We start from the raw sequence: 24,739 nt of genomic DNA, 5'->3' as shown, positions 1-24,739 counted from the left end.
CCCCGGAATGACAAGAGGAACTGGAATGAACGATCCCGTTGACGTCCTGATCATTGGCGCCGGTGCCTCCGGCGCCGCTGTCGCCTGGAGCCTCGCCGATACCAAGATGCACATTCTCTGCCTCGACCAGGGCGGCTGGATGAATTCTTCCGAATATCCGAGCACCGGGCGTGACTGGGAAGCTAAGTTTTACGGCGACTGGTCGACCAGCCCGAATATCCGCGGCCGGCCCGAGGACTACCCGATCAACGATGACAATTCGCCGATCAAGGTGGTGAATTTCAACGGTGTCGGCGGTTCGACTGTCATGTACACCGCGCATTGGCCGCGGCTGCATCCGTCCGATTTCAAGGTGAAGACGCTGGACGGCGTCGCCGACGACTGGCCGATCGATTACGACGCGCTCACCCCGTTCTTTGAAGAGAACGACCGCATGATGGGCGTCTCGGGCCTATCGGGCGACCCGCGTTCGCCGCTGACGCGCCCGCCGATGCCGCCGCAGCCGCTCGGGCTCTCCGGCCCGCTGATCGGCAAGGCCATGAACAAGCTTGGCTGGCACTGGTGGCCGTCGGATACCACGGTCGCGACGATGGACTACGAGGGCAGGGCGCGCTGCATCAATCTCGGCCATTGCACGCCGGCCTGCGCGCAAGGCGCAAAAGCGTCTACCGACATCACTTATTGGCCGCACGCGATCCGCGCCGGCGTCGAACTCAAAACCCATTGCCGGGTGCGCGAGATCCTGACCAACGAGCACGGCATGGCCTCGGGCGTCGTCTACTACGACAAGGATGGCGTCGAGCAGTTCCAGCCGGCCGAGGTCGTGATCATCGCCTGCAACGGCGTCGGCACGCCGCGGCTGCTCTTGAATTCGGTCTCCGGCCGTTTTCCGAACGGGCTTGCGAATTCTTCCGGACTGGTCGGCAAGAACCTGATGTTCCATCCCTATGCGCAAATCTACGGCTTCGTTAAGGAGCCGACCGACAGTAACCGCGCGCCGCCGACCTGCCTCTGGAGCAAGGAGTTTTACGACACCGATCTGTCGCGCGGCTTCGTCCGCGGCTATGGCATCCAGTTCGGCCGCGGCGCAGGGCCGGTGTTCGAAGCCGTCGCGAGCGAGCAGAAGGGCATCTTGCCGTGGGGCGCGGATCATCACCGCGTCTTCCGCAAGCTCAATGGCCATCGGCTCGGGGTCTCGGCGATTTGCGAGGATCTGCCCGAGGAACACAACCGCGTCACGCTCGATCCCGTGCTGAAAGACAGCCACGGCATTCCCGCGCCGAAGATCGACTACACGATCAGCGAAAATAGCCGGAAGATGATGGCGCATGGGCTGGCGCGGGGTAAGGAAATTCTCGAAGCCGCGGGCGCTACGGACCTTTGCATCAACGACCCGATCCCATGGGGCGGCTGGCATCTGCTCGGCACCGCACGCATGGGTACCGATCCGGTGCGCTCCGTGGTCAATGAATGGGGCCGGTCGCATGACGTGAAGAATCTCTTTATCGTCGACGGCAGTGTGTTCGTGACCTCAGGCGGCGTGAACCCGACCTCGACCATCCAGGCGATCGCGCTCTACGTCGCCGACCAGATGAAGCAACGCCTTGCCAATCTCTTCGACTGAGGCCGCCATGTCCGAACCCAATGAACTGACCTCAACCCAGCGCGACGATCTCCGCATCATCGCTGCGATGATCGTCCCCGCCAGCGACGAGTACAAGGTGCCCGGCGCCGACGATCCCGCTGTTCAGGCCGACATGCTGGCGACACTCGGGCGCGACACCGCGCTGGTCGCGCAAGCGCTCGATCATCTCGCGCGGCTTGCCGGCAAGCCGCTCGCCGAGCTTGATCCGGCGTGGCGCGATGCGGTGGCTGAGGAATTCCGCGCATCGGGTGGTGCTGCGGCCGCAACCCTCGTTCGCGTCGTGCTGCAATGTTACTACCGCGACGATCGCGTGCTGCGATCGCTCGGGCTGGAGCTCCGCGCGCCGTTCCCGGAAGGCTATACACTGGAACAGGGCGACTGGTCGCTGCTCGATTCGGTCAGGGCGAAGCCGCCGAACTTGCGGCGGGCCACGTAAGCTCAGGGCAGGTTTGCGCGGAGGTTGAGGCTCTTGCGGCAAGGTAATCCCGTAACCATCTGACGGGCGAAGGAATTCGCCATGTTGGATTTTACCCCAGATAACGCCGATGACGGATCGTCATCGCGCGCGACCGAACACGCCCTTGATAGCGACCAGGCCCTGCTGGACGCCTATTCCAACGCCGTGATCGGCGTGACCGAGCGCGTCGGCCCCGCCGTCGTTCGCGTCGAAACCGGCCCAAAAGTGCGTAGCCCGCGCGAGCGCGGCGGACTTGGCTCGGGCATTGTGATCTCGCCGGATGGTTTCGTGCTGACCAACAGCCACGTGGTCGGATCGTCGAAAGAAATCCGGCTGCGGGATACCGAAGGTTTTGTCACCGCCGCGCACGTGCTTGGCGTCGATCCCGACACCGATCTGGCTCTGCTGCGCGCCGACGGTGCACGGGACCTGCCGTATGCATCGCTCGGCAATTCCAAGAGCCTGCGCCGCGGCCAACTCGTGGTCGCGATCGGCAATCCCCTAGGGTTTGAATCGACGGTGACCGCGGGTGTGGTGTCGGCGCTGGGACGTTCGATCCGCTCGGTGAGCGGGAGGACCATCGAGGACGTGATCCAGACCGACGCTGCGCTCAATCCCGGCAATTCCGGCGGGCCGCTGGTGTCGTCGGCAGCCGAAGTGATCGGGATCAACACTGCGATCATTCAGGGCGCGCAAGGCATCTGCTTTGCGGTCGCCAGCAACACCGCGCAGTTCGTGCTGTCGGAGATCATCCGCCACGGCTATGTGCGCCGCGCCTATATCGGTGTGTCCGGCCAGACCGCGCCGATCCCGCGGCGGCATGCGGTGGTGGCCGGCGTCGACAACACAATGGGCGCGCTGCTGGCGCAGATCGAGATTGATAGCCCTGCGGCACAGGCCGGCCTGTTGCCGGGAGATGTCGTGATCAAACTGGATGGCGTCGAGATCAACGGCGTCGACGATCTGATCCGCGCACTCGACCGCGACCGCATCGATCGCAAGCTGGAAATGGACGTGCTCCGCATGGGCAGGTTGCGGGCGGTGGATATTCATCCGGTGGAGCGCAAGCGCGCGGCAAGGCAGTAATTATTATATCAGCGAGCTCTGCTCTTCCTCTCTCCGCTTGTGGGAGAGGGTGGACGCGACGCGTAGCGTTGCGGACGGGTGAGGGGTTGTTCTCCGCGGATAGAGACCTCTCGGCGGATAGAGACCCCTCATCCGGCGCTTCGCGCCAGCTTCTCCACAAGGGGAGAAGGAAGAAGAGACACCCGTCGTTCGCGCGGTATTACTGCCGCAACGCCGCCAGCAATTCATCCGGCGCTTCGGCCATCATCATGTGGCCGGCGCCGGGCAGCACCACGACGCGCGCATTCGGCGTTGCCGCCGCCAGCGTCTTGCCTGCCTTCGCCGGGGTCATCATGTCGCGCTCGCCGAGAATGAACGTCGCGGGCACCTTGACGGCCGCGGCTGCCGCGAGCGCGCCCTCGTAGGAATTGCAGGCGTTGAGATCGTTGTACAGCACGCCCGGACGGGTCTGCTGCAGCACGCGCTGCGCGCCCTGATGCATCCATAGTCCCGGCGCGAGGCTGCCGCCGAGTTCGGCCTTGAAGCCGAGACCCCAGATCGAGACCATGTCGATCGCATCGGGATTGTTGAACTCCGCGGCCTTGAGCAGGTCGGGGCCGACCGTCATCATGGCCGCGGTGCCGATCAGGCTGAGTCCTGAAACCTTGTCCGGATGTCGCGCAGAGGTTTCCAGCGCGATCAGCGATCCCATGGAATGCCCGACCAGTTTTGCCTTGGGCGCGCCGGCCGCATCCAGCAGTGCCGCGGTCCAGTCGGCCATATCTGATATCGTCGGCAAGGCATTGCCGGACGAACGGCCATGGCCGGGCAGGTCCGGCGCCAGCACGGCATAGCCGTGATGGGCGAACCAGCGGCTGTGCAGCGCCCAGGTCGAGTGATCGAAACCCGCGCCGTGCAGCATTACGACCGCGGGCAAGGACGGATCGAACGGCCGCCCGCCGGTGGCAACAAACGTATCGGACCCTTTGACTGACAGTTGCATGGCTCACACCTTCTGCGATGCGCGAAGCGCCTGGCCGAGATCGTCGATGATGTCAGCCACGGCTTCAATGCCGACCGATAACCGCACCAGTTCCTCGCCGACGCCGGCGGCCTTGAGTTGCGCCGCGTCCATCTGTTGATGCGTGGTGCTGGCGGGATGGATCACCAGCGTCTTGGCGTCGCCGACATTGGCGAGGTGACTGACCATGCGCAGCGTCTCGATGAATTTCTTGCCCGCGGGCCTTCCGCCCTTGATGCCGAAGCTGACGATCGAACCGGCGCCCTTCGGCAGCAGCCGCAGCGCCAATTGATGGTCCGGATGATTTTCCAGCGCGGGATGCAGCACCCACTCCACCGCCTTGTTGGCCTTTAGGAATTCCAGCACCGCGAGCGTATTGCTCATATGCCGTTCCATGCGAACGCCCAGCGTCTCGACGCCCTGCAGCAGCTGGAACGCATTGGTCGGCGACAGGCACGCACCGAAATCGCGCAAGCCCTCGGTGCGGGCGCGCATGATGAAGGCGGCCTGGCCGAACTGCTCGTCGAAGACGATGCCGTGATAACCGGCGTAGGGCTCGGTCAGGACCGGGAACTTTCCGGAATCGTGCCAATCGAAATGGCCGCCATCGACGATGACGCCGCCGATTGCGATGCCGTGGCCGCCGATCCATTTGGTCGCCGAGTTCATCACGATGTCGGCGCCGAGTTCGATCGGCCGGCTGAGGAACGGCGTCGCAAAGGTGTTGTCGATCAACAGCGGAATTTTGGCGTCATGGGCGATCTCCGCGACCGCCGGAATATCCAGCACTTCGAGGCCGGGATTGCCGATGGTCTCGCCGATGACAAGCTTTGTGTTCGGCTTGATGGCGTCGCGGAACTCGTCGAGCGCACGCGGTTTCACGAATGTCGTGGTGATGCCGAAGCGCGGCAGCGTGTGCGCGAGCAGATTGATGGTGCCGCCATAGAGCGAGGAGGACGCCACGATATGGTCGCCGGCATTGAGCAATGTGGCGATCGCCAGATGCAGCGCCGCCATGCCGCTCGCGGTGCAGATCGCACCGACGCCGGCTTCCAGCGCCGCAAGCCGCTCTTCGAGCACCGCGGTCGTCGGATTGGAAATGCGCGTGTAGATATGTCCGGCGCGTTCGAGGTTGAACAACGCGGCGGCATGGTCGGAATCCTGGAACACGTAGGACGTGGTCTGATAGATCGGCACCGCGCGGGCGCCGGTGACGGGATCCGGGCGCTGGCCGGCATGCAGGCTCAGGGTTTCAAAGGCAGGCGGCTTGGGTGCGGGCATGCGGGCCTCGTCAAATCGTTTGGGTAGCCAGGGATTGCGTGTTGCCGGTTCAGACGTGCACGGCGGCGCGGACGCGGCCGGCATTTCCGAATACGCGTATGTATCGCTCGACTTCGGACGGCGAGCCTGTCGCCTTTTCCGGATTGTCCGACAGTTTGACGGCCGGCCGTCCATCCACCGACGTTACCTTGCAGACGATCGAGATCGGATCGAGATCGGCCGATCCATCCGGCGCGCAGCCGACGAAATCATTGGTGAGGTTGGTGCCCCAGCCGAAGCTGACACGGACCCGTCCGGTAAAATGGCGATAGGTCTCTTCGATCGAGCCGACGTCCATGCCGTCGGAGAACACCAGCAGCTTCTCCCGGGGATCACGGCCCTTCTGCTTCCACCACGTGATGATGTCTTCGCCAGCCGCAATCGGCGGCGCGCTGTCGGGGCGAAAGCCGGTCCAGTCGGCGACCCATTCCGGCGCATCGCGCAGGAACGGCTTTGTGCCGAAGGCGTCGGGCAGGGCAATCAGCAAATTGCCGCCATAGGTATGGCGCCATTGATCGAGGATGCGATAGGGCGCCCAGCGCAGTTCCGTATCGTCATTCGCAAGGGCGGCTGCGACCATCGGCAATTCATGCGCATTGGTGCCGATCGCTTCGAGATCATTGTCCATGGCGAGCAGCACGTTGGAGGTGCCGGTGAAGGAGGAGCCGAGGCCTTCCTTGACCGCCTCGACGCACCAGCGTTGCCACAGAAAACCGTGACGGCGGCGGGTGCCGAAGTCGGACAACCGCAAGCCTTCCAATTTGCGCAGCCGCTCGACCTTGGTCCAGAGTTTTGCCTTGGCGCGGGCATAGAGCACGTCGAGCGCGAACCGCCCCTGGCCTTTCAGGGCCTGGCGTGAGCGCAGTTCGTTCAGGATCGCGAGCGCCGGGATTTCCCACATCGTGGTGTGGGTCCACGGCCCGTGGAAATGCAGTTCATACTGGCCGTCCACCTTGCGCAGCTCGTATTCGGGCAGGCGGAAATTGGCGAGCCAGTTGATGAAGTCCGGGGAGAACATCTGGGTCTTGCCGTAGAACGTATTACCGGCGAGCCAGATCAGTTCCTTCTTGGTGAAGCGGATGGAGCGGGCGTGGTCGAGTTGGGCGCGCAACTCGCCCTCATCGATGATCTCGGCCAGCCGCACATGCTTGCTGCGGTTGATCACCGAAAACGTCACCTGCTGATCCGGATAGAATTCCCGAATCATCTGCAGCATCAGCAGCTTGTAAAAGTCGGTATCCAGCAGGCTGCGCACGATTGGATCGAGCCGCCAGCCGTGGTTGTAGGTCCGGGATGCAATATCTGTGACTGCCATGCTGGAACTGTATCGTGGTCGCGACGGCCCAACCAGTGGGTTTTTGACGGCGGCATGGCAGCTCAGCGCGCCATTTCCTGCCGGATTCGCCCAACGGTTGCGTGGATATCGCCCCATCCCGGCCGATCCGGGGCAAATTGTCGCCGCAGGTAGGCGGCCAGCTCCGCAACCTGGCCGTCGGTCAGGCTGTCCTTGAAGGCGGGCATATAGCCGAGGTCGCTGGTCACGGGGGCTTTGATGCCGTGCAGGATCACCTGGATCAGATTGTCAGGCACGGCGCTGTGCAAATTGCTGTTCAACGCCAGCGACGGCCGGCTGCCGAACAGGGGCGCGCCGCCGACCTCGTGGCAGACCGCGCAGGCGCCCTGGTAGATCCGTGCGCCGACGCTGGAAGCCGCAACAAGCCTGGTGCTGGTCGCGGCCTCGAGTTTGGCAGCGAGCGCGTCCTGTGCGGGCTTATCGGTAGCGGTCTCGTTGAACGAGCCGAGATAGACGGCCATGGCGCGGATGTCCTGATCGGGCAGCGCGGCGAGTTCCTTCACGACCGGTGCCATCGGTCCCGCGGCGACGCCGTGCAAGCGCGACTCGCCGGTTCGCAAATAGGCGTAGAGCTCATCCTCGCTCCAGGGGATCGGCGCTTGCGACAGCGACGTCAGGGCAGGGGCTTCCCAGCCTTCCGCGAAGCCGCCCGCGAGGTAAGCACTTTGCTTCTCTGCACCCAGCGCGTTGCGCGGCGAATGGCAGGCGCTGCAATGGCCGAGGCCTTCGACCAGATAGGCGCCGCGATTCCATATGTCGGATTTGCTTGCATCCGCCTGGAATGGTTTTGGTTGATGGAATAGCGCGTTCCATCCGGCCAGCAGCGGGCGGATGTTGAACGGGAACGCCAGCTTGTTTTCCGGATTTTCCGCGCGCACCGGCGATTGCGCCATTAGATAAGCATAGAGCGCCTGCAGGTCGGCATCGGTCGTCTTCGCGAAATGCGGATAGGGAAACGCAGGATAAAGATGCTTGCCATCGCGATGGATGCCTTCGCGCATGGATCGCTCGAAGGCGGGATAGGACCACGCGCCGATGCCGGTTTCGACTTCGGGCGTGATGTTGGTGCTGTAGATAATCCCGAACGGCGTTTCCAGCGGCCGGCCGCCGGCGTTGAGCACGCCATTGATGCTGGTATGACAGACCGCGCAGTCGCCGAGCGCCGCGAGTTGCTGGCCGCGCGCGATGGTCGCCTCCGAATAGACCGACGCATCCGGCCGCGCGATTGGCGCAATCGCGCGCCACGGCAGCACGGCGGCGCCGATGCCGACCACCGCCGCGCATAACGCCGCCGCCGTCGCCAGCACGCCGCGCCGTCCGGCAAACGGGTTTTGCCATTTGGTGAGATCAGGTGCGGGCTGCGGCGCAGGCAATGCCTCCGGCATCACCGGCGCGTCGCCGTGCAATCCCCGCAAAATGCGTTCCGGCGTAAACGGCAATTCGCGAAAGCGCACACCGGTCGCATCATAGATCGCGTTGGCGATGGCAGCAGCGCTCGGCACCGAGGCGGACTCGCCGACGCCGAGCGGCGGCTGATCCTGCCGCGGCAGCATCAGCACGTCGATCTTGGGCACGTCAGGGAATTTGATGATGGGGTAGGCGCCCCATTCGCGCGCCGTGACCTGTGCGCGGTCGAACGACACTTCCTCCATCAGCGCGCGGCTGGTCGATTGGATCACGTTGCCGTGGATCTGGTGACGCACGCCGTCCGGATTGATCATCAGGCCGGAATCCTGACCCGCGACCACGCGCGTCACGCTGACATCGCCGGTTGCCTTGTTGACCGCGACGTCGGCGATCCATGCCGACCACGCCGCGCCATAGCCGGGGAATTTGCTGTGCACATAGAGCGCATAGGCAAAGCCACGGCCGCGCACGATGTCGCCCTCGGCTTCGGGCTCCTGTCGTACCGGCCGCGGTTTCCATCCCGCGCGCTCGGCCACCGCGTTGACGAGATCGACGGCCCGCGCGTCCTTCAGATAGCGCAGGCGGTATTCGATCGGATCGACGCCGGCCTCGGTGGCGAGCTCGTCGATGTAAGATTCATGCGCGAAAGTATTGGGCAGCGCCGAGACGCCGCGAAACCAGGAGGCACGCACGATCGGCGGCATGTCATGGGCCACCACGCGCATGTGATCGTAATCGTAAGGCGGGATCGCGGTGCGATCGCCCATTTCGAGCACGGCGGGCTCCGGTGCGATCCGCCCCGTGAGCAACAGTGCCAGCGTCGGCGCGCCGTTGGACGGATAACGCGTTGCGAAATCATATCCGGCGACGCTGCCGTCGGCGTTCAGCCCGCCACTGACGTCCATCAATTGCCCTGTGCCCTTCGGCTCCCAGGCGTGTTCCTGCTCGCGGGTCAACTGCACGCGGACGGGACGGCCGACCGCGCGCGACAGCAGCAGCGCGTCGGCGGTGACGTCGTCGGCGCAGTTGCGGCCATAGCAGCCGGCGGCCTCCATCCTGATGACATCGATTTCGGCCTCCGGCCGTTCGATCAGCAGCGCGAGGTCGACGCGCAGGATGTGCGGGTTCTGCGTGCCGGACCACACCCGGATCGCGCCGTCCTGATAGTCGGCGACCGCGCAGGACGGGCCGATCGAGCCGTGCATCTGATACGGCCAGACATAAGTCCGCGCCATCGGCTTGGCGGCGGACGCGATGGCGGCATCGACATCGCCCTTGTCGATCAGCGTCCTCGGCGTCGATGGATTGGCGCGCAGTGCCGTTTGGAGATCGTCGAGGTCAGGCAGGACAGGCACCGGCTTCCAGCTCACCTTGAGCTGCGCCGCCGCCTTGATCGCGTTCTCCTCACGCTCGGCGACTAAGCCAACGAAGTCGCCGATTCTGACCACGGCCACCAGCCCCGGAATATCGCGCACCGAGGCCTCATCAACCGCGATCAGGCTGGTGCCGACGAACGGACCGGCATCGATGCCCGCATAGGGCGGCCGCACGACGCGGCCGTGCAGCATGCCAGGCAAACGTATGTCGTGGACATAGACCAGTTCGCCGGTTGCCTTCGCCGGCAGGTCCACGCGGGGCACCGATTGCCCGACGACGGAATAGGCGCTGACGTCTTTCACCGGAACGTCGTCGGTGAGTTCGAGGCGAATGATATCCTCGGCTATCAATTCGCCATAGCTGACAGTGCGGTTGTCCTTGCCGCGGATCAATCCATCCTCAATCGAGAGATCCTCGATCGGCACCTCCAGCCGTTCCGCCGCACGCGCGACCAAAAATCGTCGAGCCTGCGCCGCGGCCTTGCGCAGCGGCACCGCCGTGATCTGGATGGTTTCGCTCGCGATCGTCGCGCCCTGGTTGGGTACAACAGAGGTATCGCCGAGCACGACCACGACGCGGGCAAAGGACACGTCGAGTTCCTCGGCGACGATCTGTCCGAGTGCGGTGCGGATTCCGGTGCCGAGATCGACATGGCCGTTATAGGCGGTGACCGAACCATCAGCTGTAATCTTGATGAAGGTTTCGAGCGCGCCCGGCTCTGTCGGTCGGACGACAGACAGCGATCCCGGCGCTTCGCTGCTCGCTGGAGTGTCTGGCGTTGCCATCAGTCGCGGGCCCCGACGGCATGGCCCGCGGCCCGCATCGCGGCGCGGATGATTTCGATATGCGCGCCGCAGCGGCACAGATTGTAGCGTAGCGCCTCCAGCACGTCGGCCTCGGAAGGATGTGCGTTACGCGCGAGCAGCGCCTTGGTGCTGATGATCATGCCGTTCAGGCAGTAGCCGCATTGCGCGGCCTGCTCGCGGATGAAGGCCTCTTGAACCAGATCGGGGTGCTCGCGCGAGCCGAGGCCTTCGAGCGTCACAATGTCGCGCCCGGCGCAGCCTTCAATCGGGATCACACAGGAACGCGCCGCTTCGCCGTCGATCAGCACCGCGCAGGCGCCGCACTCGCCGAGCCCGCAGCCATATTTCGGTCCGTTCAAGGCGAGGTCGTTGCGCAGCACATAGAGCAGTGCGGTGTCGGGCGCGGCGTCGACATCGCAGCTTTTGCCGTTGACGGTCAGGCGCATCGTGCTCTGCGTCATGCTCTGCGCCTTGATCCCCAAGAAACCCTAAGTCCGGTTGCGCTGCAAAATATCGTGCGGAACGTCTTTCGAAGATACCGTTTGTATACAAACGTGCAAGCCGCGCGTTCCGCGAGCCGACTGCCGCCCACTTTATAAACAACGGTACGAGGCAAATGAGTTTTTATGCGGCAACCGCGCTTTTTCGCCGTTCCGCCCGCTTGACAGGGTTTCCGTCCGCGCGCAACATCGTTCGTGTACGAACAAAATGATCGTCTCGCGGGAATGCGGGTATGATCGACGCCTCCCAGCGAGCAGGCTTGTTCACGATGACGGATACAACGACTGCCGGTGGCGACAAGATCCGCTGCGATGCCTGTCCGGTGATGTGCTACATCAAGCCGGGCGCGGCGGGCGCGTGCGATCGCTACGCCAATCATGACGGCGTATTGGTGCGCGTCGATCCGCATATCGTGCTGGAGCGAACCGTGTCGCACGGCGGACGGCTGGTGCCGTTCCAGGCCGGCGGCGGCGATTGGGACGGCAAGCTGGTTCGCGAGCCCAATGTGTTCGTGACCGCGATCGGCGCCGGTACGACGTACCCCGACTACAAGCCGGCGCCCTTCATCGTGTCGTCGGAGATCGACGGCGTCGACATGGTCACCGTCGTGACCGAAGGCATTTTCAGCTATTGCGGCGTCAAGGTGAAGATCGACACCGATCGCCATCTCGGCCCCGAGACCGCGACCGTCCGCGCGCAGGGCGAGGCGATCGGCCATGTCACAACAGGCGAATATGGTTCGCAGATGCTGTCGCTCGGCGGCGTGCATCATCTCACCGGCGGTTCCAAGAAAGAGGGACGCGTCACCTGCGACGCGCTGATGGATCTCTCCAATTGCAAGCCGGTCGAACTGACGATCGATGGCGGCGCCACCGTGGTGGTGCAGGCCGGGTATCCGCCTGTTGTCAACGGCGTCGCGGAAGAGCGGATGCGGGTCGGTTGCGGCTCGGCCACGATCGGCATGTTCGCCAAGCAATGGCACGGCAAGGTCGATGAGGTCGTTGTCGTGGACGACCACATCACCGGCGTTCTCTCGGAACATCAGGCCGGCAAGCTGCTCGATATTCCCGATACCGGGATCAAGATGAAGGGGCGGCGCTCGACGCCGGGCCGTTATTTCCAGGTCGCCGAGCCCGGCACCGGCTGGGGCGGCACCAAGATTTCCGATCCCTTGTCGGTGCTGGGCCCGTTCAATCCAAAGGAGGCGCGCCCGGGCCTGACCATGCTGATGGTTTCGACCACCGGCGAGCATGCGGCTTATTACGTGCTCGACGAGGCGCTCAGGCCGGTTGAGACGCAGATGCCGCTCGATCTGAAGCTTTCGGTCGAGCGTATCCAGGAAAATTGCGAACCGGCGCTATGCACGGTGTTGTTCATGGGCGGCGCCGGCGGTTCGCTGCGCGCTGGAGTCACCGACAATCCGGTGCGGCTGACGCGCTCGGTCAAGGACGCACTGACGCGGGTCACCAGCGGCGGCGCTCCGGTTTATGTCTGGCCCGGCGGCGGTATCACCTTCATGGTCGATGTCACGCAGATGCCGGCCGGCGCGTTCGGTTATGTGCCAACGCCTGCCTTGGTGGCGCCGATCGAGTTCACGCTGCGGCTGTCGGACTATGCGGCGCTCGGCGGCCATATGGATTACGTTCGTCCGTTGGCCTCCCTCAAGGACAACACCGAAATCCGCCCGATGCCCTACATCCCGGGACGGCACGCATGAAACGCCTCCCGCAACTAGCGCTTCTTCCTGACGGCAAGCGGCTGCATTTGCAGGACGGTCCAATCGATCTGATCATTGAGGCAAAGGGGCAGGAGGCGGAGGTCCGCGTCGCCTATGACGCCGCAGTGCGGCGTTTCACCGGTCTGCTCGATGAGCTCTGCGTAGAGCTGACGACGCTGCGCCAGGCGGCCGATCCTGTGCAGTGCCCACTGAAGGGCGTTGTTGCGCGCCGCATGCATGCGGCGGTGGCGCCGTTTGCGTCAGGTCATTTCATCACGCCGATGGCGGCGGTGGCAGGTTCCGTCGCGGAAGAGATTCTCGGCGCGATGCTGGGCGCGGCGCGTCTCGATCGCGCCTATGTCAATAATGGCGGTGACATCGCGCTGCATCTGACCGGCGGCGAACAATTCACCGTCGGCCTGATGGACCGGCCGGACCGGCATGGCCTGATGCGCGCGATGATCGTCGATGCCGACGACCCGGTCCGGGGCGTCGCGACCAGCGGGCGCCATGGCCGCAGCTTCTCGCTCGGCATTGCCGACGCCGTTACCGTGCTGGCGCGAACGGCCTCAATGGCCGATGCCGCAGCCACCATCATCGCCAATGCCGTGGATCTTCCCGGCCACCCCGCGATTGTCCGCTGTCAGGCCAATGAATTGCAGCCCGACAGCGATCTCGGCACGCGCCGCGTCACCCGCGATGTCGGGCCGTTGACCGAAGGCGAGGTCGAAGCCGCGCTGGAGGCGGGGGTTGCCTGCGCCCAGAAGTTACTGGTTGCCGGATTGATCGAAGGCGCGGCGTTACGCCTGCTTGGCGAAACGCTCGTGGTCGGAACTACTGATGGCCAGGCGCCAGCGTTGCATGCCCATCACGGAAGCGCGATAGAAAGTGCAGTTCATGCTTGAGCGGGAAAAAGGGCCAATGAGCGCCATCATTCGCAAGATCGTCACGGTGGTCGAGGAAACCCATCTGGAGATGGGAAAGACAATCGCTCCGCCGACACGGCGCGCTGCCGCGATTGCCGTGATCGAAAATCCGTTCGCCGGAAAGTATGTCGAAGACCTTTCGCCGTTGATCGCAATCGGCGAGGAACTCGGCGAATTGCTGTCGAAGCGCGCGGTGGCGGCGCTTGGGATCGACGGCGCCAAGGCACAGAGCTACGGCAAGGCCGCAGCAGTCGGCGAGAACGGCGAGCTCGAGCACGCGGCCGCGATCCTGCACCCGAAGATGGGCGCGCCGGTGCGCAAGGTGCTGAGCAAGGGCGCGGCGCTGATTCCCTCCTCGAAGAAGCGCAGCGGTCCGGGCACCACGCTGGATATTCCGCTCGGTCACAAGGACGCGGCCTTCGTGCGCAGCCATTTCGACGGCATGGAAGTGCAGATCAACGACGCGCCGCGCGCCAACGAGATCATGGTCGCTGTTGCCGTCACCGACAGCGGCAGGCCGCTGCCGCGGGTCGGCGGATTGACGGTTGCTGAAGTCAAGGGTGAAGACGGATTAAGATAGTTTCTTCAACATTGGAGGGTGAGGGTATGCGACGACGTTATTTGCTGGGAGCGGGATTGGCGATCGCGGTTGCGGGCATGGCGAGTTCAGCCATGGCGCAGAGCGGAGAGATCAAGATCGGCGAGATCAACAGCTATTCGCTGCTGCCCGCCTTCACCGAACCCTACCGCAAGGGCTGGCAGCTCGCGGTTGAGGAGGTCAACGCCGCCGGCGGCATCAACGGCAAGAAGCTCGTGGTCATCTCCAAGGACGACGGCGGCAAGCCGGCTGACGCACAGACCGCGGCTAACGAACTGGTGTCGAGCGAGAACGTCGCGATGCTGACCGGCACGTTCCTGTCCAACATCGGCCTCGCCGTCAGCGATTTTGCAAATCAGAAGAAGGTGTTTTTTCTCGCAGCCGAACCGCTGACCGACGCCATCACCTGGTCGAAGGGCAACCGCTACACGTTCCGCCTGCGTCCTTCCAACTACATGCAGGCGGCGATGCTGGTGGAAGAAGCCGCCAAACTGCCGGCCAAACGCTGGGCCACGATCGCGCCGAATTATGAATACGGCCAGTCGGCCGTCGCCGTGTTCAAGAAGCTGATGTCGGAGAAGCGTCCAGATATCGTGTGGGTCGACGAGCAGTGGCCGCCGCAGGGCAAGATCGACGCGGGCCCGGTGGTGCAGGCCGTCGCCGCCGCCAATCCCGAGGCGATACTCAACGTCACCTTCGGCGCAGATCTCGTGAAGCTCGTTCGCGAAGGCAATACGCGAGGCCTGTTCAAGAACCGTTCGGTGGTGTCCTTCCTCACCGGCGAGCCGGAATATCTCGATCCGCTGAAGGACGAAACGCCTGAAGGATGGATCGTCACGGGTTACCCCTGGTACGACATCAAGACACCTGATCACGACAAGTTCCTGAAAGCCTATCAGGCCAAGTTCAACGACTATCCGCGCCTCGGCTCGATCGTCGGCTACCAGACCATCAAGGCGGCCGCAGCGATCCTTGCCAAAGCCAACTCGACCGATCCGGAGAAGCTGATCGCCGCGACCGAAGGGCTGTCGATGCCGTCACCGTTCGGCGAGATCACCTTCCGCAAGATCGATCACCAGTCGACGCTCGGTGCTTATGTCGGCAAGACCGCGCTGAAGGACGGCAAGGGCGTGATGGTGAACTCGGTCTATCGCAAGGGGACTGACTATCTCCCGAGCGATGCCGAAGTCGAAAAGCTTCGCCCGAAGGATTGAGGGCTGTGATCTTCTCCCTCTCCCCGCTCTTCGCGGGGAGACGGCAGGGGTGAGGGGCTCTGTCCGCGAGTGCAGTGCTCGTTGTTAGACCTGTACCCCTCACCCGGATCGCAAGGGCGATCCGACCTCTCCCCGCAAGCGGGGCGAGGTAAGAAACAGACCTCATCCTGAGGAGGCGCGAAGCGCCGTCTCGAGGGATGAAGCCGAGAAACCGACCAACGCGCGAGCAACAGACTGCCCATGGCCTTCTACTTCGTTCAGTTCCTGACGGGTCTAGCCAGCGCGGCGTCGCTGTTTCTCGTCGCGTCGGGCCTGTCGATCATCTTCGGCGTGACGCGGATCGTGAATTTCGCCCATGGCGCGTTCTACATGCTCGGCGCCTATGTCGCGTTCACGCTGACCGAGCGCTTCTCCGGAGCGCTTGGGTTCTGGGGCGGCATCGTCGTGGCGGCGCTGATCGTGGCCGTGGTCGGCGTGATCGTCGAGATGGTGCTGCTGCGGCGGATCTATCACGCGCCGGAACTGTTCCAGCTGCTTGCGACCTTCGGCTTGACCCTGATGGTCGAAGACCTCGTGGTGCTGATCTGGGGGCCCGATGATCTCCTGGGCCGCCGCGCGCCGGGTTTCAAGGGCGCGGTCGATTTCTTCGGCCAGAATATTCCGACCTACGATTTGTTCCTGATCGCGATCAGTCCAATCGTGCTCGGCGGGCTCTGGCTGCTGTTCCAGCGCACGCGATGGGGCGTTCTGGTACGCGCGGCGACGCAGGACCGCGATATGGTCGCAGCGCTGGGCGTCAACCAAAAATGGCTGTTCACGAGCGTGTTCGCGCTCGGCGTCTTTCTCGCGGCGCTGGGCGGCGCGCTGCAGATCCCGCGCGATGCGGTGCATCACGCGCTCGATCTGCGCATCATCGTCGACGTATTCGTCGTGGTTGTCATCGGCGGGCTCGGCAGCATCATCGGCGCGTTCGTGGCGGCGGTGCTGGTGTCGGAGCTCAACGCCTTCGGCATTCTGATCTTCCCGAAGATTTCCATCATCCTGGTATTCCTGGTTATGGCGGTGGTGCTGATCGTCCGGCCGTGGGGCCTGTTCGGAAAACCGGAGGCCGCCGCGCGTCGCACGCCGGGGCTGACTGTCAATCCTTGGCGACCGCTGACCGCAAACGAGCGCTGGCTGGCGATGGCCGGGCTTGCGGTCGCAGCGATGCTGCCGCTGTTCGCCGGCAATTACGCGCTCACCGTCGGTTCGGAGATCGCGATCTTCGTGATCTTTGCCGCCAGCCTGCATTTCCTGATGTCGGTCGGCGGCCTCGCCTCGTTCGGCCATGCCGCCTATTTCGGTCTCGGCGCCTATGGCGTCGCGTTCCTCGCCAAGATGGCGGGGCTACCGATGATCGTGTCGCTGCTCGTCGGCCCGCTGCTCGGTCTGGTCGGTGCTGCCATCTTCGGCTTCTTCGCCGTGCAATTGTCCGGCGTCTATTTCGCGATGTTGACGCTGGCGTTCGCGCAGATCGTCTGGTCGATCGCGTTCCAGTGGGTCACGGTGACCGGCGGCGACAACGGCATTTTGGGCGTCTGGCCGGAGAAATGGGCGGCGGGTCCGGCGAGTTTTTACTGGCTGTCGCTGGGCATCGCCGCGATCGCGGTGGCCATATTGCGGGTGATCGTGTTCTCGCCGTTCGGTTTCGCGCTGCGCGCGACGCGGGATTCGCTGCTCCGCAGTGAGGCCATCGGCATCAACGGCAAACGCGTGCAATGGACCGCCTTTGTGATCGCAGGCACGGTCGCCGGATTTGCCGGCGCGTTGTTCGCGTACCTGAAAGGCAGCGTGTTCCCCGACAGCCTCGGCATTTCGCTGTCGGTCGATGCGCTGGTGATGGTGCTGCTCGGCGGCGTCGAGACTGTCTCCGGCGCCGTGGTCGGCGCCATCGTTTTCAAGGCGCTCAACATCTGGCTGGTGAGCCAGACCGATTTGTCCAAGCTTGTGCTCGGCGGCTTCGTCGTGCTGATCGTGGTGGCCTTCCCCAAAGGCATCGTTGGGGTGCTGGAGACGATCCGCAATCGCCGCAAGTCTTCAACGTCTGAATCATCGTCTAAGTCGTCCTTGGCCACTTCCCGGATCGAGACCGCCGAATGAGCATGGTCCCCACATTGCTGTCGGTCGAGAACCTGAGCAAATCCTATGGCGGGGTTCACGCCGTGCGCAGCGTTTCGTTTGCGCTGCGCGCCGGTGAAATCCTGGCGTTGATCGGGCCCAATGGCGCAGGCAAGAGCACCTGTTTCGACATGCTCAACGGCCAGAACATCCCCGACAGCGGCCGGATCAATCTGCTCGGCGAAGACACCGTCGGCAAAAAGCCGCGCCAGGTCTGGCGGCTCGGTGTCGGTCGCACTTTCCAGATCACCGCGACGTTCCCGACCATGACCGTGCGCGAGAACGTGCAGGTCGCGCTGGTGTCGTACGGGCGGCAATTATTCAATCTCTGGGGCTCGACGGCGCGTTACGCCCGCGAGGAAGCCGGCCGGTTGCTCGACCTCGTCGGCATGGGCGCCTATGCCGGGCGTCCCTGCGGCGAGCTTGCCTATGGCGACCTGAAGCGGCTCGAACTCGCAATCGCGCTCGCCAACCAGCCAAAGCTTCTGTTGATGGACGAGCCGACCGCGGGCATGGCGCCGCGCGAGCGCATCGAACTGATGCGGCTCACCGCGCAGATCGCCCGTGAAAAGTCGATCGGCGTGCTCTTCACCGAACACGACATGGACGTGGTGTTCGAGCATGCCGACCGCATTCTCGTGCTCAACCGCGGCAGCCTGATTGCCGAGGGCACGCCGGAGCAGGTCCGCGGCAACCCGCAGGTTCGCGCGATCTATCTCGGCGAGGGCCTGGTCTATGATTCGCGCCACCGCGAGGGAGCCGGCGCATGAAGCTCTCGGTTCAGGACCTCAACAGCTATTATGGCCCGGCGCATATCCTGTTCGATATCGCGCTTGAGGTTGGCGAAGGCGAGGTCGTCGCGCTGCTCGGCCGCAACGGCGCCGGCAAGTCCACCACCTTCCGTTCCATCGTCGGTCTCGTCCAGCAGCGCTCCGGCCGTATCCTGTTCGAAGGCAGGGACGTCTCCACCGAACCGACGCATGCGATCGTGCGCGGTGGGCTCGGCTACGTGCCGGAAGAGCGGCGCATCTTCACGGATCTGACGGTCGAGGAAAATCTCGAAGTCGGCCGCCAGCCCAAGCGTCCCAATGCGCCGCATTGGACCCGCGAAAAGCTATTCACGCTGTTTCCGAACCTTGGCGAGATGCGCGGGCGTCCTGGCGGGCGTATGAGCGGCGGCGAACAGCAGATGCTGACGATCGCGCGGACGCTGATGGGCAATCCATCCCTCGTGCTGCTCGACGAACCATCGGAAGGCCTGTCGCCGAAGATCGTGGAGCAGATGGTCGACGCCATCTTGGCCATGAAGAAGGAGGGCGTCAGCATCCTCGTCTCCGAACAGAATTTGCATTTCGCCCGGCTGATCTGCGACCGCGCCTACATCATCGAGCGCGGCAAGATCTGCTACGGCGGCACGATGGCTGAACTCGACGCGCGTCCGGACATCCGCGACGCGCATCTGTCGCTGTGACCGGCGGCGGCAAACAAGAAGAGAGAGTGCAGATGGGCAGGAGTGTTTCGGCGAAACGGAGCGTCAAGCCTGCGCGGCCGTCCTACATTCTGGACGAGCAGGTCGGCTTCATCCTGCGCCAGGTCTGGCAACGCCATTCGACGATTTTCGCCCGCGAGATCGGCATCAATCTGACCCCGACGCAATGGGCAGCTGTTTCGAAGCTGGCCGAGACCGGTCCGTGCTCGCAAAATCTCCTGGGCCGGCTGACCGCGATGGACGTTGCCACCATCAAGGGCGTGATCGACCGCCTTACGGCGCGCGGCCTGACCGAGACCAGCCCGGATCCGGAGGACGGCCGCCGCCTGCTGGTGAGTCTCACGCGGGCGGGGCAACAGCTCGCCGAAAAGGCCGCGCCCAATGCGCTCGCGATCACCCGGGAAACCCTGGCGCCGCTCGACGCCAAGGAGCGCGAGACGCTGATCGCGCTGCTGGACAAGCTGCGCTGACGCGGAGGCGTGCCTTAGTCAGAATCGCAGTGACGCCGCAGCGTTCGCGCTACGCCGCAAGGCTGAGCACCAGTGCAACCGCTCCGACCAGGATGAGGCTGACGGCCCATGACGTATCCAGATTGAACCAGCTCCGCGATACGAATTTGAGGCCGAGATAACGGTACACCAGCCACGCCAGGCATCCGCCGGCGGCAATCATCGCGATGGCGTGGACGACGGCGACCAGCCCGGCCATACCGAGATTGGCGTTGATGAGGCTCAAAGCTGCCTCGTGGCCCTTGTCGAGGTCGGCCTCGCGGCAGAGCCCGAGATAGATCGGCACCAGCATCAACCCCGCGCCGTGCGCGATTGCCACGGCAAAGGACCACAGACCCAGTTGCGTCGGCCGTATCCGCGCCAACGCTCTTGGATGGCGCCGATCGACAAGGCGAAAGATACCGAACCCGATGACAAGGAGGCTGGCGCCGATCTGGATCTGGCGCTGCCATTCGACGAGGTTGACCAGCAGCGCGAAGGGTAGGAGCACCAGCAGCATCGCGAGCAGATGGCCGGCTGTCAGCGGCACCAGCGCGGCGCCGAGCGCACGCGTCGTCCTTTCCATTAATCCGGCGGATACGGCGAGCGGCCATCCCATTCCCGGATTTACTCCGTGGTAGAGGCCGCTCGCGATGACAGCCAGCCAGAGCCAAGCCGGTGTCCAATCCACCGTGCTCACATTCAAGCCGACGGGTAGCAGAATGAATCGGTCGAACAGTCTCCACCATCGAGCCTGATCTGATGCGCGCGGTATCCGTCGGGGAAGCTCACGCAAAAGTCCTTTGCCAGTTCGAGGCCGCCTTTCGGGCTTGCATTGGCCATCACCTCGACGCCCGGAATTCCGCTGGGATAAAATTGGTCGTCCCAGGTCGAGTAGAGCGAGTTGGTCCAGTAGACGCGTTTGCCGTCGCGGCTGATCTCGACCATCTGGGGGCCGCCGGCATACGCCTTGCCATTCGGATGAGGCGTGCGGCGTGCGATGCCGCCGAGGTGGACCGATCCGGCAAGCTTGGGCTTTCTGGGATCGCTGACATCGTATTGACGCATCTCGCCAGTGCCCCAGCAAGCGACGTAAAGAAATCTGTCATCCATCGACAGGTCGATGTCAGTCACCAGCGGCGGCACGGCGCCAAAGCCCTGCAGCAGCGGCGGCAATTGCTCCTTCGATGCAGGCTCGGGCGGGATCGTCGCCGTTTTCTCGATGTGAAACTTGCCGCCCTCGCGCCACCAGGTCCAGATCGAACCTTCCAGATTCGTGGTGTCGACCACGACGCCGACGAAGCCGTACTCTTTGATGGGATCATGCGCGGGACGCACTTCCAGCGCCATTTGATGGTTGGCGCCGAGATCGATGGTCTGGACGTTTCGCCGAGCCCGCAGGTCCCAGAAGTGGATTCGATGGCCGTATTTGTTCGAGAGCAGATCCTCCGGCACGATTCCGTTCTCGAACTGCGGCGGCAGCGCCCACTCGCTGCTCACCATGTAGTCGCGGGGCAGGTTCCACCAGAAATCATAGTGCTTCTCTTGAGGACCGCGATCGATTTCCCAGCGTCCGAGCACTTCGAATGTCTCGCAATCCATGATGAAGATGCCGGGCGGTCCATCGGTGCCGTCCTTGCCGCCGCCGCCGAGCGTAGAAACGTAAATGCCATCCGGCCCGCAATGGATCGTGTGCGGCCGCGAGTATCCGGTCTTTTTGAAGACCTCTTCGGGCTCGATGATTTTGTGAATCTTCGCCTGGGTGGGATCCGGCTTGGTATCGACGATGTAGATCCGGGAGGACCGCATACCGGGGATGATGAGGTAGCGGCGCTCGAGGAAGGCGTGCCCGGTGAGCGGTGACAAGGCCGATGAGCAGGCGTTCCATCCGAAATGGTGAAACTCGTCTCCCTTGTTGGGCATCGTTACGGTGTGGACGATCTGACCGAAACGCGGAGAGCCGGGCTTGACGTCGATCACGGCAAGCGCGTCGGGTTTTGAAAAGTCCGGGCTTAGCAGCAAGGTGTAGGCGAAGCTCTCTGGCGGAGCTTCCATCGCAAGCTTCGGCGACGCGTGAAACGTGGGGTCTGGTCTCATCGTCATCGTACTGCCTCCCTGTTTGCCTTGGTGGGTACCAACATGGCTCAGCGGCATGCAGCAGAATTAACCCGGCTCGTTGAGTCCTCTTGACTGTGCCGCCGGCGGGGTTCGCTGATGGTGATCATACACCTCAATGCTATCAGGTGAAAGAAACGATCCGGGCTCTGATCCCGCGGCGGCCGGGAAGGCCGCACCGCACGCGCCCGCCATCCCGAGACAAATGCTGGCGTCGCTCAACGCCAGGGAGCGCGAGATGCTGATGGATTTGTTGAACGAGATGCGGTGATTGCGGATAGCCCAGGAATTTCACATAATTGCGTCGGGTTGGATCCGGACACGGGGCGGGAAGCGCAATGAGCGACTGGTTGCACAATCTGCCTGTGCCAGTGATGGCGCTTTCGATCTTCGCATTCACCTATCTGCTTGCCATCATGATCTTTGCTACGGTTTCGGTGCTCGCAACGGGCGACCGCGCAAAATCATTCCAGGCGATTTCGCCGGGCATGCTGCCCGTGCTGGGCATCATCTTCGGCCTGTTCGTCGCCTTCACCGCCGCCCAGGTCTGGAGCGACAATGATCGCGCCAGTACGGCGGTGAGCCGTGAAGCCAGCGCGCTGCGAGCCGCCGTGCTGCTCGCCGCCGGACTGCCGCCCGAACAGGAGGGCCGGGTGCGCGATCTCGTTCGCGGCTATATCGAGCAAACCGCCAAGGTTGAATGGCCGATGATGGCGGGGCAGACAGCCTCGCTGAGGCCAGCTCCTCCCGCTCTCACCGAGGCGCTGCAACTCGTTGTCTCGATGACGCCGCAGGGGGCGGGCCAGCAGACCGCGCAGCGCGAAATCATCAGCGCGTTGGGAATCGCGCTGGATGCGCGCCGGCAGCGGATCATCATCAGCCAGGCGGAAGTCAATCCGGTTAAATGGTGGAGTCTTTATTTGCAGGCGATTTGCGAACTGTTCGTGATCGCGCTCGTTCACTGCGGTAACCGGCTGGCATCGGGGATTGCGATGGCGCTGTTCGCGACCGGCGTCGCCGCCTCGGTGTTGCTGATCGCCGCCCACGACCGGCCATTCACCGGTCAAATTTCGGTCGGACCCGAGCCGCTTCTCCAGATCATGCCGGATGCGTCGACGGGCCGGTGAGCGCTGTATTCTGCCAGCGGGAGATCAAACGAGGCCCGGAGTGCCTAGGAGTCCGGGCCTCGCGATCAAACAACCCCTTGGACATCGGTGTGATGACCGAAGTCCATCCCCCAGCTGTTCGCGAACGTTTTATAGGCAATGTCGCTTAAGGTGACTAACCCGGAGAACTACGGGGGGCGTCGGTTCAATCGCCACAAGTGTGGGCACGCTTGCGCTTGCGTCAATCGGGAACACCGGCGCGGCGTAGCCCTTCGTAATAATGCTCGAACTTCTCGCGCCTGCTGATCGGATAGCGGCGAATGTGCCGGCTTATTGAGAATTGCGGATCGAGCCCGAGCAGCGTTTCCGCGGCCATCTTCGCTTCTGCGTCTCTGCCAGTCGAGGCTGCGCTCGAAGCAAGAGCGGCCCAACCGGGCACATAGTTCGGATTGTGCTGCACGGCTCGATGGGCCCAGTCATGTGCCGCTTCGAGGTTTCCACCGACATGGTTTGCCACCGCCAACGCCTGAAAGATCGCGTAACCACGGGAATCCCGCGGGCTGAGGCGTCTCGCATGGTTGAGGTGCTTGATGGCAAGTTCGGTATCGTCAGCCCGTGTTCTGACAATGCCGCTTTGCAGGTAGGCGTGCGCGTGGTTTGGGTTTACGGACAGCGCCTCGTCGATATAGGCGATACCTTTCGCAAGGTCATGAGCGAACCAGGCAAAGCAATGACCGGCAGTGCCGAGCATGACCGGATCGAGGCGGTCAGCGCGAAGACCACGTTCGACGAGATCGAGAACCTCGGCACGTTCTCTGGCCTCGTCAACAGTCCAACCTTGCGTATACGTCTGTATGTAAGTGCGTGCCGCCAGCGCGTAGGCCGGAGTAAACGTCGGATCAAGTGTGATCGCCTGGAGGCAGTTGCTCAACATGGCCTGAACCGCGCCACGCGTGAATGCATCGGTCAGCGCCAGGGCGCGCAGATAGTAGTCGTAGGCGCCCAAATTCTCGGGCCGCTTTCGCCGCGTGCGCTCGATTTCAGCAAGCTGGATTGTGGGTTCCAGAATGCCCACCACCGCCTCGGTGATCCGGTCCTGCAAATCGAACAGGTCTTCCGCTTCGCCATCGTACTTTTCGCCCCACACATAGTTGCCGGTGGCCGTATCGACGAGCTGCGCAGTGAACCGGACTCGGCTACTGACTCGCCTGACGCTCCCCTCCAATACATACCGTACGCCAAGCTCGCGCCCGACCTGGCGGACATCCACAGCACGACCCTTGTACGTGAAGCTTGAGTTACGAGCGATTACGAACAGCCAGCGGTGCCGCGAAAGCCCCGTCAATATGTCCTCGGCCATGCCGTCAGCGAAGTATTCCTGCTCCGGGTCGCCGCTCATGTTCTGAAACGGCAGTACCGCGATGGACGGTTTGTCGGGAAGCGCAAGGGCGGCCTTCGACGGTTCTACCGGGATGTCGGCAATTGCCCCGCCTGCGGGCGGCTGCGTTTCCAGCACGGGACCAACAAAACGGAAGCCCTTGCGCGGCAGGGTCTTGATGAGGCGTTGTTCATGCCCGGTATCGCCGATCAGGCCGCGGGCGATATTAAGGCGGGTCGTCAGTGCTGCATCGGATACGATACGCCCGTTCCAAATGGCGCTGATGAGGTCATCCTTGCTGACCACGCGCTCCCTGTTGCGGATCAGGTAATCGAGCAGGTCGAATACCTGCGGCGCGATGGCGACGACGTCCGCCCCGCGCCATAGCTCGCGCCGGTCGGTGTCAAATGCGAACTCCCCGAAAAGATAGCGCAAACTGCCATTCCCTTGGGACAGCTCCCATCGTCAATCGGGAGCTCCGGCACCGCTAGAGCGCAAAGAGTAAGCCGCTGGTGAGGTAAATGTAAGCCCAATGTTAAGCGGGGCGTGCCCCGCCTTGGCATCCTCTTCTGGGGCAGTACCTGCCCGGGAGAACCAC

General features: G+C 63.5%; 20 protein-coding genes. 12 read left to right on the top strand and 8 right to left on the bottom strand.

Annotation, left to right across the window (positions count from 1 at the left end):
- Window positions 1–25 precede the first annotated feature (25 nt).
- From JQ597_RS15440 to JQ597_RS15430, 3 genes are all read left to right on the top strand, one after another.
- On the top strand, window positions 26–1,624 hold the full coding sequence (locus JQ597_RS15440; RefSeq protein ID WP_212265114.1) for a GMC family oxidoreductase: 1,599 nt from the start codon (window positions 26–28) through the stop codon (window positions 1,622–1,624).
- A gap of 7 nt (window positions 1,625–1,631) precedes the next feature.
- Window positions 1,632–2,081, top strand: a complete 450-nt coding sequence (locus tag JQ597_RS15435; RefSeq protein WP_212265113.1) for a hypothetical protein — start codon at window positions 1,632–1,634, stop codon at window positions 2,079–2,081.
- A gap of 81 nt (window positions 2,082–2,162) precedes the next feature.
- Window positions 2,163–3,188: a S1C family serine protease gene (locus tag JQ597_RS15430; protein ID WP_212265112.1), complete on the top strand. Its 1,026-nt coding sequence runs from the start codon at window positions 2,163–2,165 to the stop codon at window positions 3,186–3,188.
- A gap of 199 nt (window positions 3,189–3,387) precedes the next feature.
- Here the strand turns inward: JQ597_RS15430 and JQ597_RS15425 are convergent, their stop codons facing one another.
- The 5 genes from JQ597_RS15425 to JQ597_RS15405 form a co-directional block, all read right to left on the bottom strand.
- Window positions 3,388–4,170: an alpha/beta fold hydrolase gene (locus JQ597_RS15425; protein WP_212265111.1), complete on the bottom strand. Its 783-nt coding sequence runs from the start codon at window positions 4,168–4,170 to the stop codon at window positions 3,388–3,390.
- A 3-nt stretch (window positions 4,171–4,173) separates the two neighbouring features.
- A complete protein-coding gene (locus JQ597_RS15420) occupies window positions 4,174–5,469 on the bottom strand; it encodes an O-acetylhomoserine aminocarboxypropyltransferase (protein ID WP_212265110.1) in 1,296 nt (431 codons plus the stop codon).
- 49 nt (window positions 5,470–5,518) lie between these two features.
- Window positions 5,519–6,823 (bottom strand): nicotinate phosphoribosyltransferase, encoded by a 1,305-nt coding sequence (gene pncB / locus JQ597_RS15415; protein WP_212265109.1) that lies wholly within the window; start codon window positions 6,821–6,823, stop codon window positions 5,519–5,521.
- A gap of 62 nt (window positions 6,824–6,885) precedes the next feature.
- Window positions 6,886–10,431, bottom strand: a complete 3,546-nt coding sequence (locus JQ597_RS15410) for a molybdopterin cofactor-binding domain-containing protein (RefSeq protein WP_212265108.1) — start codon at window positions 10,429–10,431, stop codon at window positions 6,886–6,888.
- A complete protein-coding gene (locus JQ597_RS15405) occupies window positions 10,431–10,913 on the bottom strand; it encodes a (2Fe-2S)-binding protein (RefSeq protein ID WP_212265107.1) in 483 nt (160 codons plus the stop codon). Before JQ597_RS15405 ends, JQ597_RS15410 begins: the two co-directional genes overlap by 1 nt.
- A 308-nt stretch (window positions 10,914–11,221) precedes the next feature.
- Here JQ597_RS15405 and JQ597_RS15400 point away from each other — a divergent pair, with 308 nt between their 5' ends.
- The 8 genes from JQ597_RS15400 to JQ597_RS15365 all read left to right on the top strand — a co-directional run bounded on the left by JQ597_RS15400 (window position 11,222) and on the right by JQ597_RS15365 (window position 19,524).
- Complete coding sequence (locus JQ597_RS15400) at window positions 11,222–12,670, top strand: 6-hydroxynicotinate reductase (protein WP_212265106.1); 1,449 nt, start codon at window positions 11,222–11,224, stop codon at window positions 12,668–12,670.
- Window positions 12,667–13,575: a UPF0280 family protein gene (locus JQ597_RS15395; RefSeq protein WP_212265105.1), complete on the top strand. Its 909-nt coding sequence runs from the start codon at window positions 12,667–12,669 to the stop codon at window positions 13,573–13,575. The genes JQ597_RS15400 and JQ597_RS15395 overlap by 4 nt, the downstream gene beginning before the upstream one ends.
- Before the next feature lie 16 nt (window positions 13,576–13,591).
- On the top strand, window positions 13,592–14,176 hold the full coding sequence (locus JQ597_RS15390) for an amino acid synthesis family protein (RefSeq protein ID WP_192734881.1): 585 nt from the start codon (window positions 13,592–13,594) through the stop codon (window positions 14,174–14,176).
- Between the two features lie 26 nt (window positions 14,177–14,202).
- Window positions 14,203–15,408, top strand: coding sequence for an ABC transporter substrate-binding protein (locus JQ597_RS15385; protein WP_212265104.1), 1,206 nt, complete (start codon window positions 14,203–14,205; stop codon window positions 15,406–15,408).
- Between the two features lie 240 nt (window positions 15,409–15,648).
- Window positions 15,649–17,547, top strand: coding sequence for an ABC transporter permease (locus JQ597_RS15380; RefSeq protein WP_212265103.1), 1,899 nt, complete (start codon window positions 15,649–15,651; stop codon window positions 17,545–17,547).
- On the top strand, window positions 17,544–18,335 hold the full coding sequence (locus JQ597_RS15375; protein WP_212265102.1) for an ABC transporter ATP-binding protein: 792 nt from the start codon (window positions 17,544–17,546) through the stop codon (window positions 18,333–18,335). Before JQ597_RS15380 ends, JQ597_RS15375 begins: the two co-directional genes overlap by 4 nt.
- Complete coding sequence (locus tag JQ597_RS15370; RefSeq protein WP_192734877.1) at window positions 18,332–19,036, top strand: ABC transporter ATP-binding protein; 705 nt, start codon at window positions 18,332–18,334, stop codon at window positions 19,034–19,036. Before JQ597_RS15375 ends, JQ597_RS15370 begins: the two co-directional genes overlap by 4 nt.
- Window positions 19,037–19,068: 32 nt before the next feature.
- Complete coding sequence (locus tag JQ597_RS15365) at window positions 19,069–19,524, top strand: MarR family winged helix-turn-helix transcriptional regulator (RefSeq protein WP_212265101.1); 456 nt, start codon at window positions 19,069–19,071, stop codon at window positions 19,522–19,524.
- Between the two features lie 49 nt (window positions 19,525–19,573).
- On the opposite strand, the gene JQ597_RS15360 is transcribed toward JQ597_RS15365, so the two are convergent.
- Both JQ597_RS15360 and JQ597_RS15355 read right to left on the bottom strand, forming a co-directional pair.
- Window positions 19,574–20,161, bottom strand: coding sequence for a hypothetical protein (locus tag JQ597_RS15360; RefSeq protein ID WP_249133215.1), 588 nt, complete (start codon window positions 20,159–20,161; stop codon window positions 19,574–19,576).
- Window positions 20,162–20,244: 83 nt separating this feature from the next.
- Window positions 20,245–21,645, bottom strand: a complete 1,401-nt coding sequence (locus JQ597_RS15355) for a selenium-binding protein SBP56-related protein (protein WP_212265099.1) — start codon at window positions 21,643–21,645, stop codon at window positions 20,245–20,247.
- 350 nt (window positions 21,646–21,995) lie between these two features.
- Here JQ597_RS15355 and JQ597_RS15350 point away from each other — a divergent pair, with 350 nt between their 5' ends.
- Complete coding sequence (locus JQ597_RS15350; RefSeq protein ID WP_212265098.1) at window positions 21,996–22,784, top strand: bestrophin-like domain; 789 nt, start codon at window positions 21,996–21,998, stop codon at window positions 22,782–22,784.
- A gap of 220 nt (window positions 22,785–23,004) precedes the next feature.
- Here JQ597_RS15350 and JQ597_RS15345 read toward each other — a convergent pair whose 3' ends face one another.
- Window positions 23,005–24,576, bottom strand: coding sequence for a winged helix-turn-helix domain-containing tetratricopeptide repeat protein (locus JQ597_RS15345; RefSeq protein WP_212265097.1), 1,572 nt, complete (start codon window positions 24,574–24,576; stop codon window positions 23,005–23,007).
- Window positions 24,577–24,739: the final 163 nt, after the last annotated feature.

Origin of the sequence: Bradyrhizobium sp. AUGA SZCCT0177 (assembly GCF_018130125.1) — a bacterium.
GTDB lineage: Bacteria > Pseudomonadota > Alphaproteobacteria > Rhizobiales > Xanthobacteraceae > Bradyrhizobium.
The sequence above is the reverse complement of the archived record's forward strand: the minus strand, read 5'-3'. Positions and strand labels throughout refer to the sequence as shown.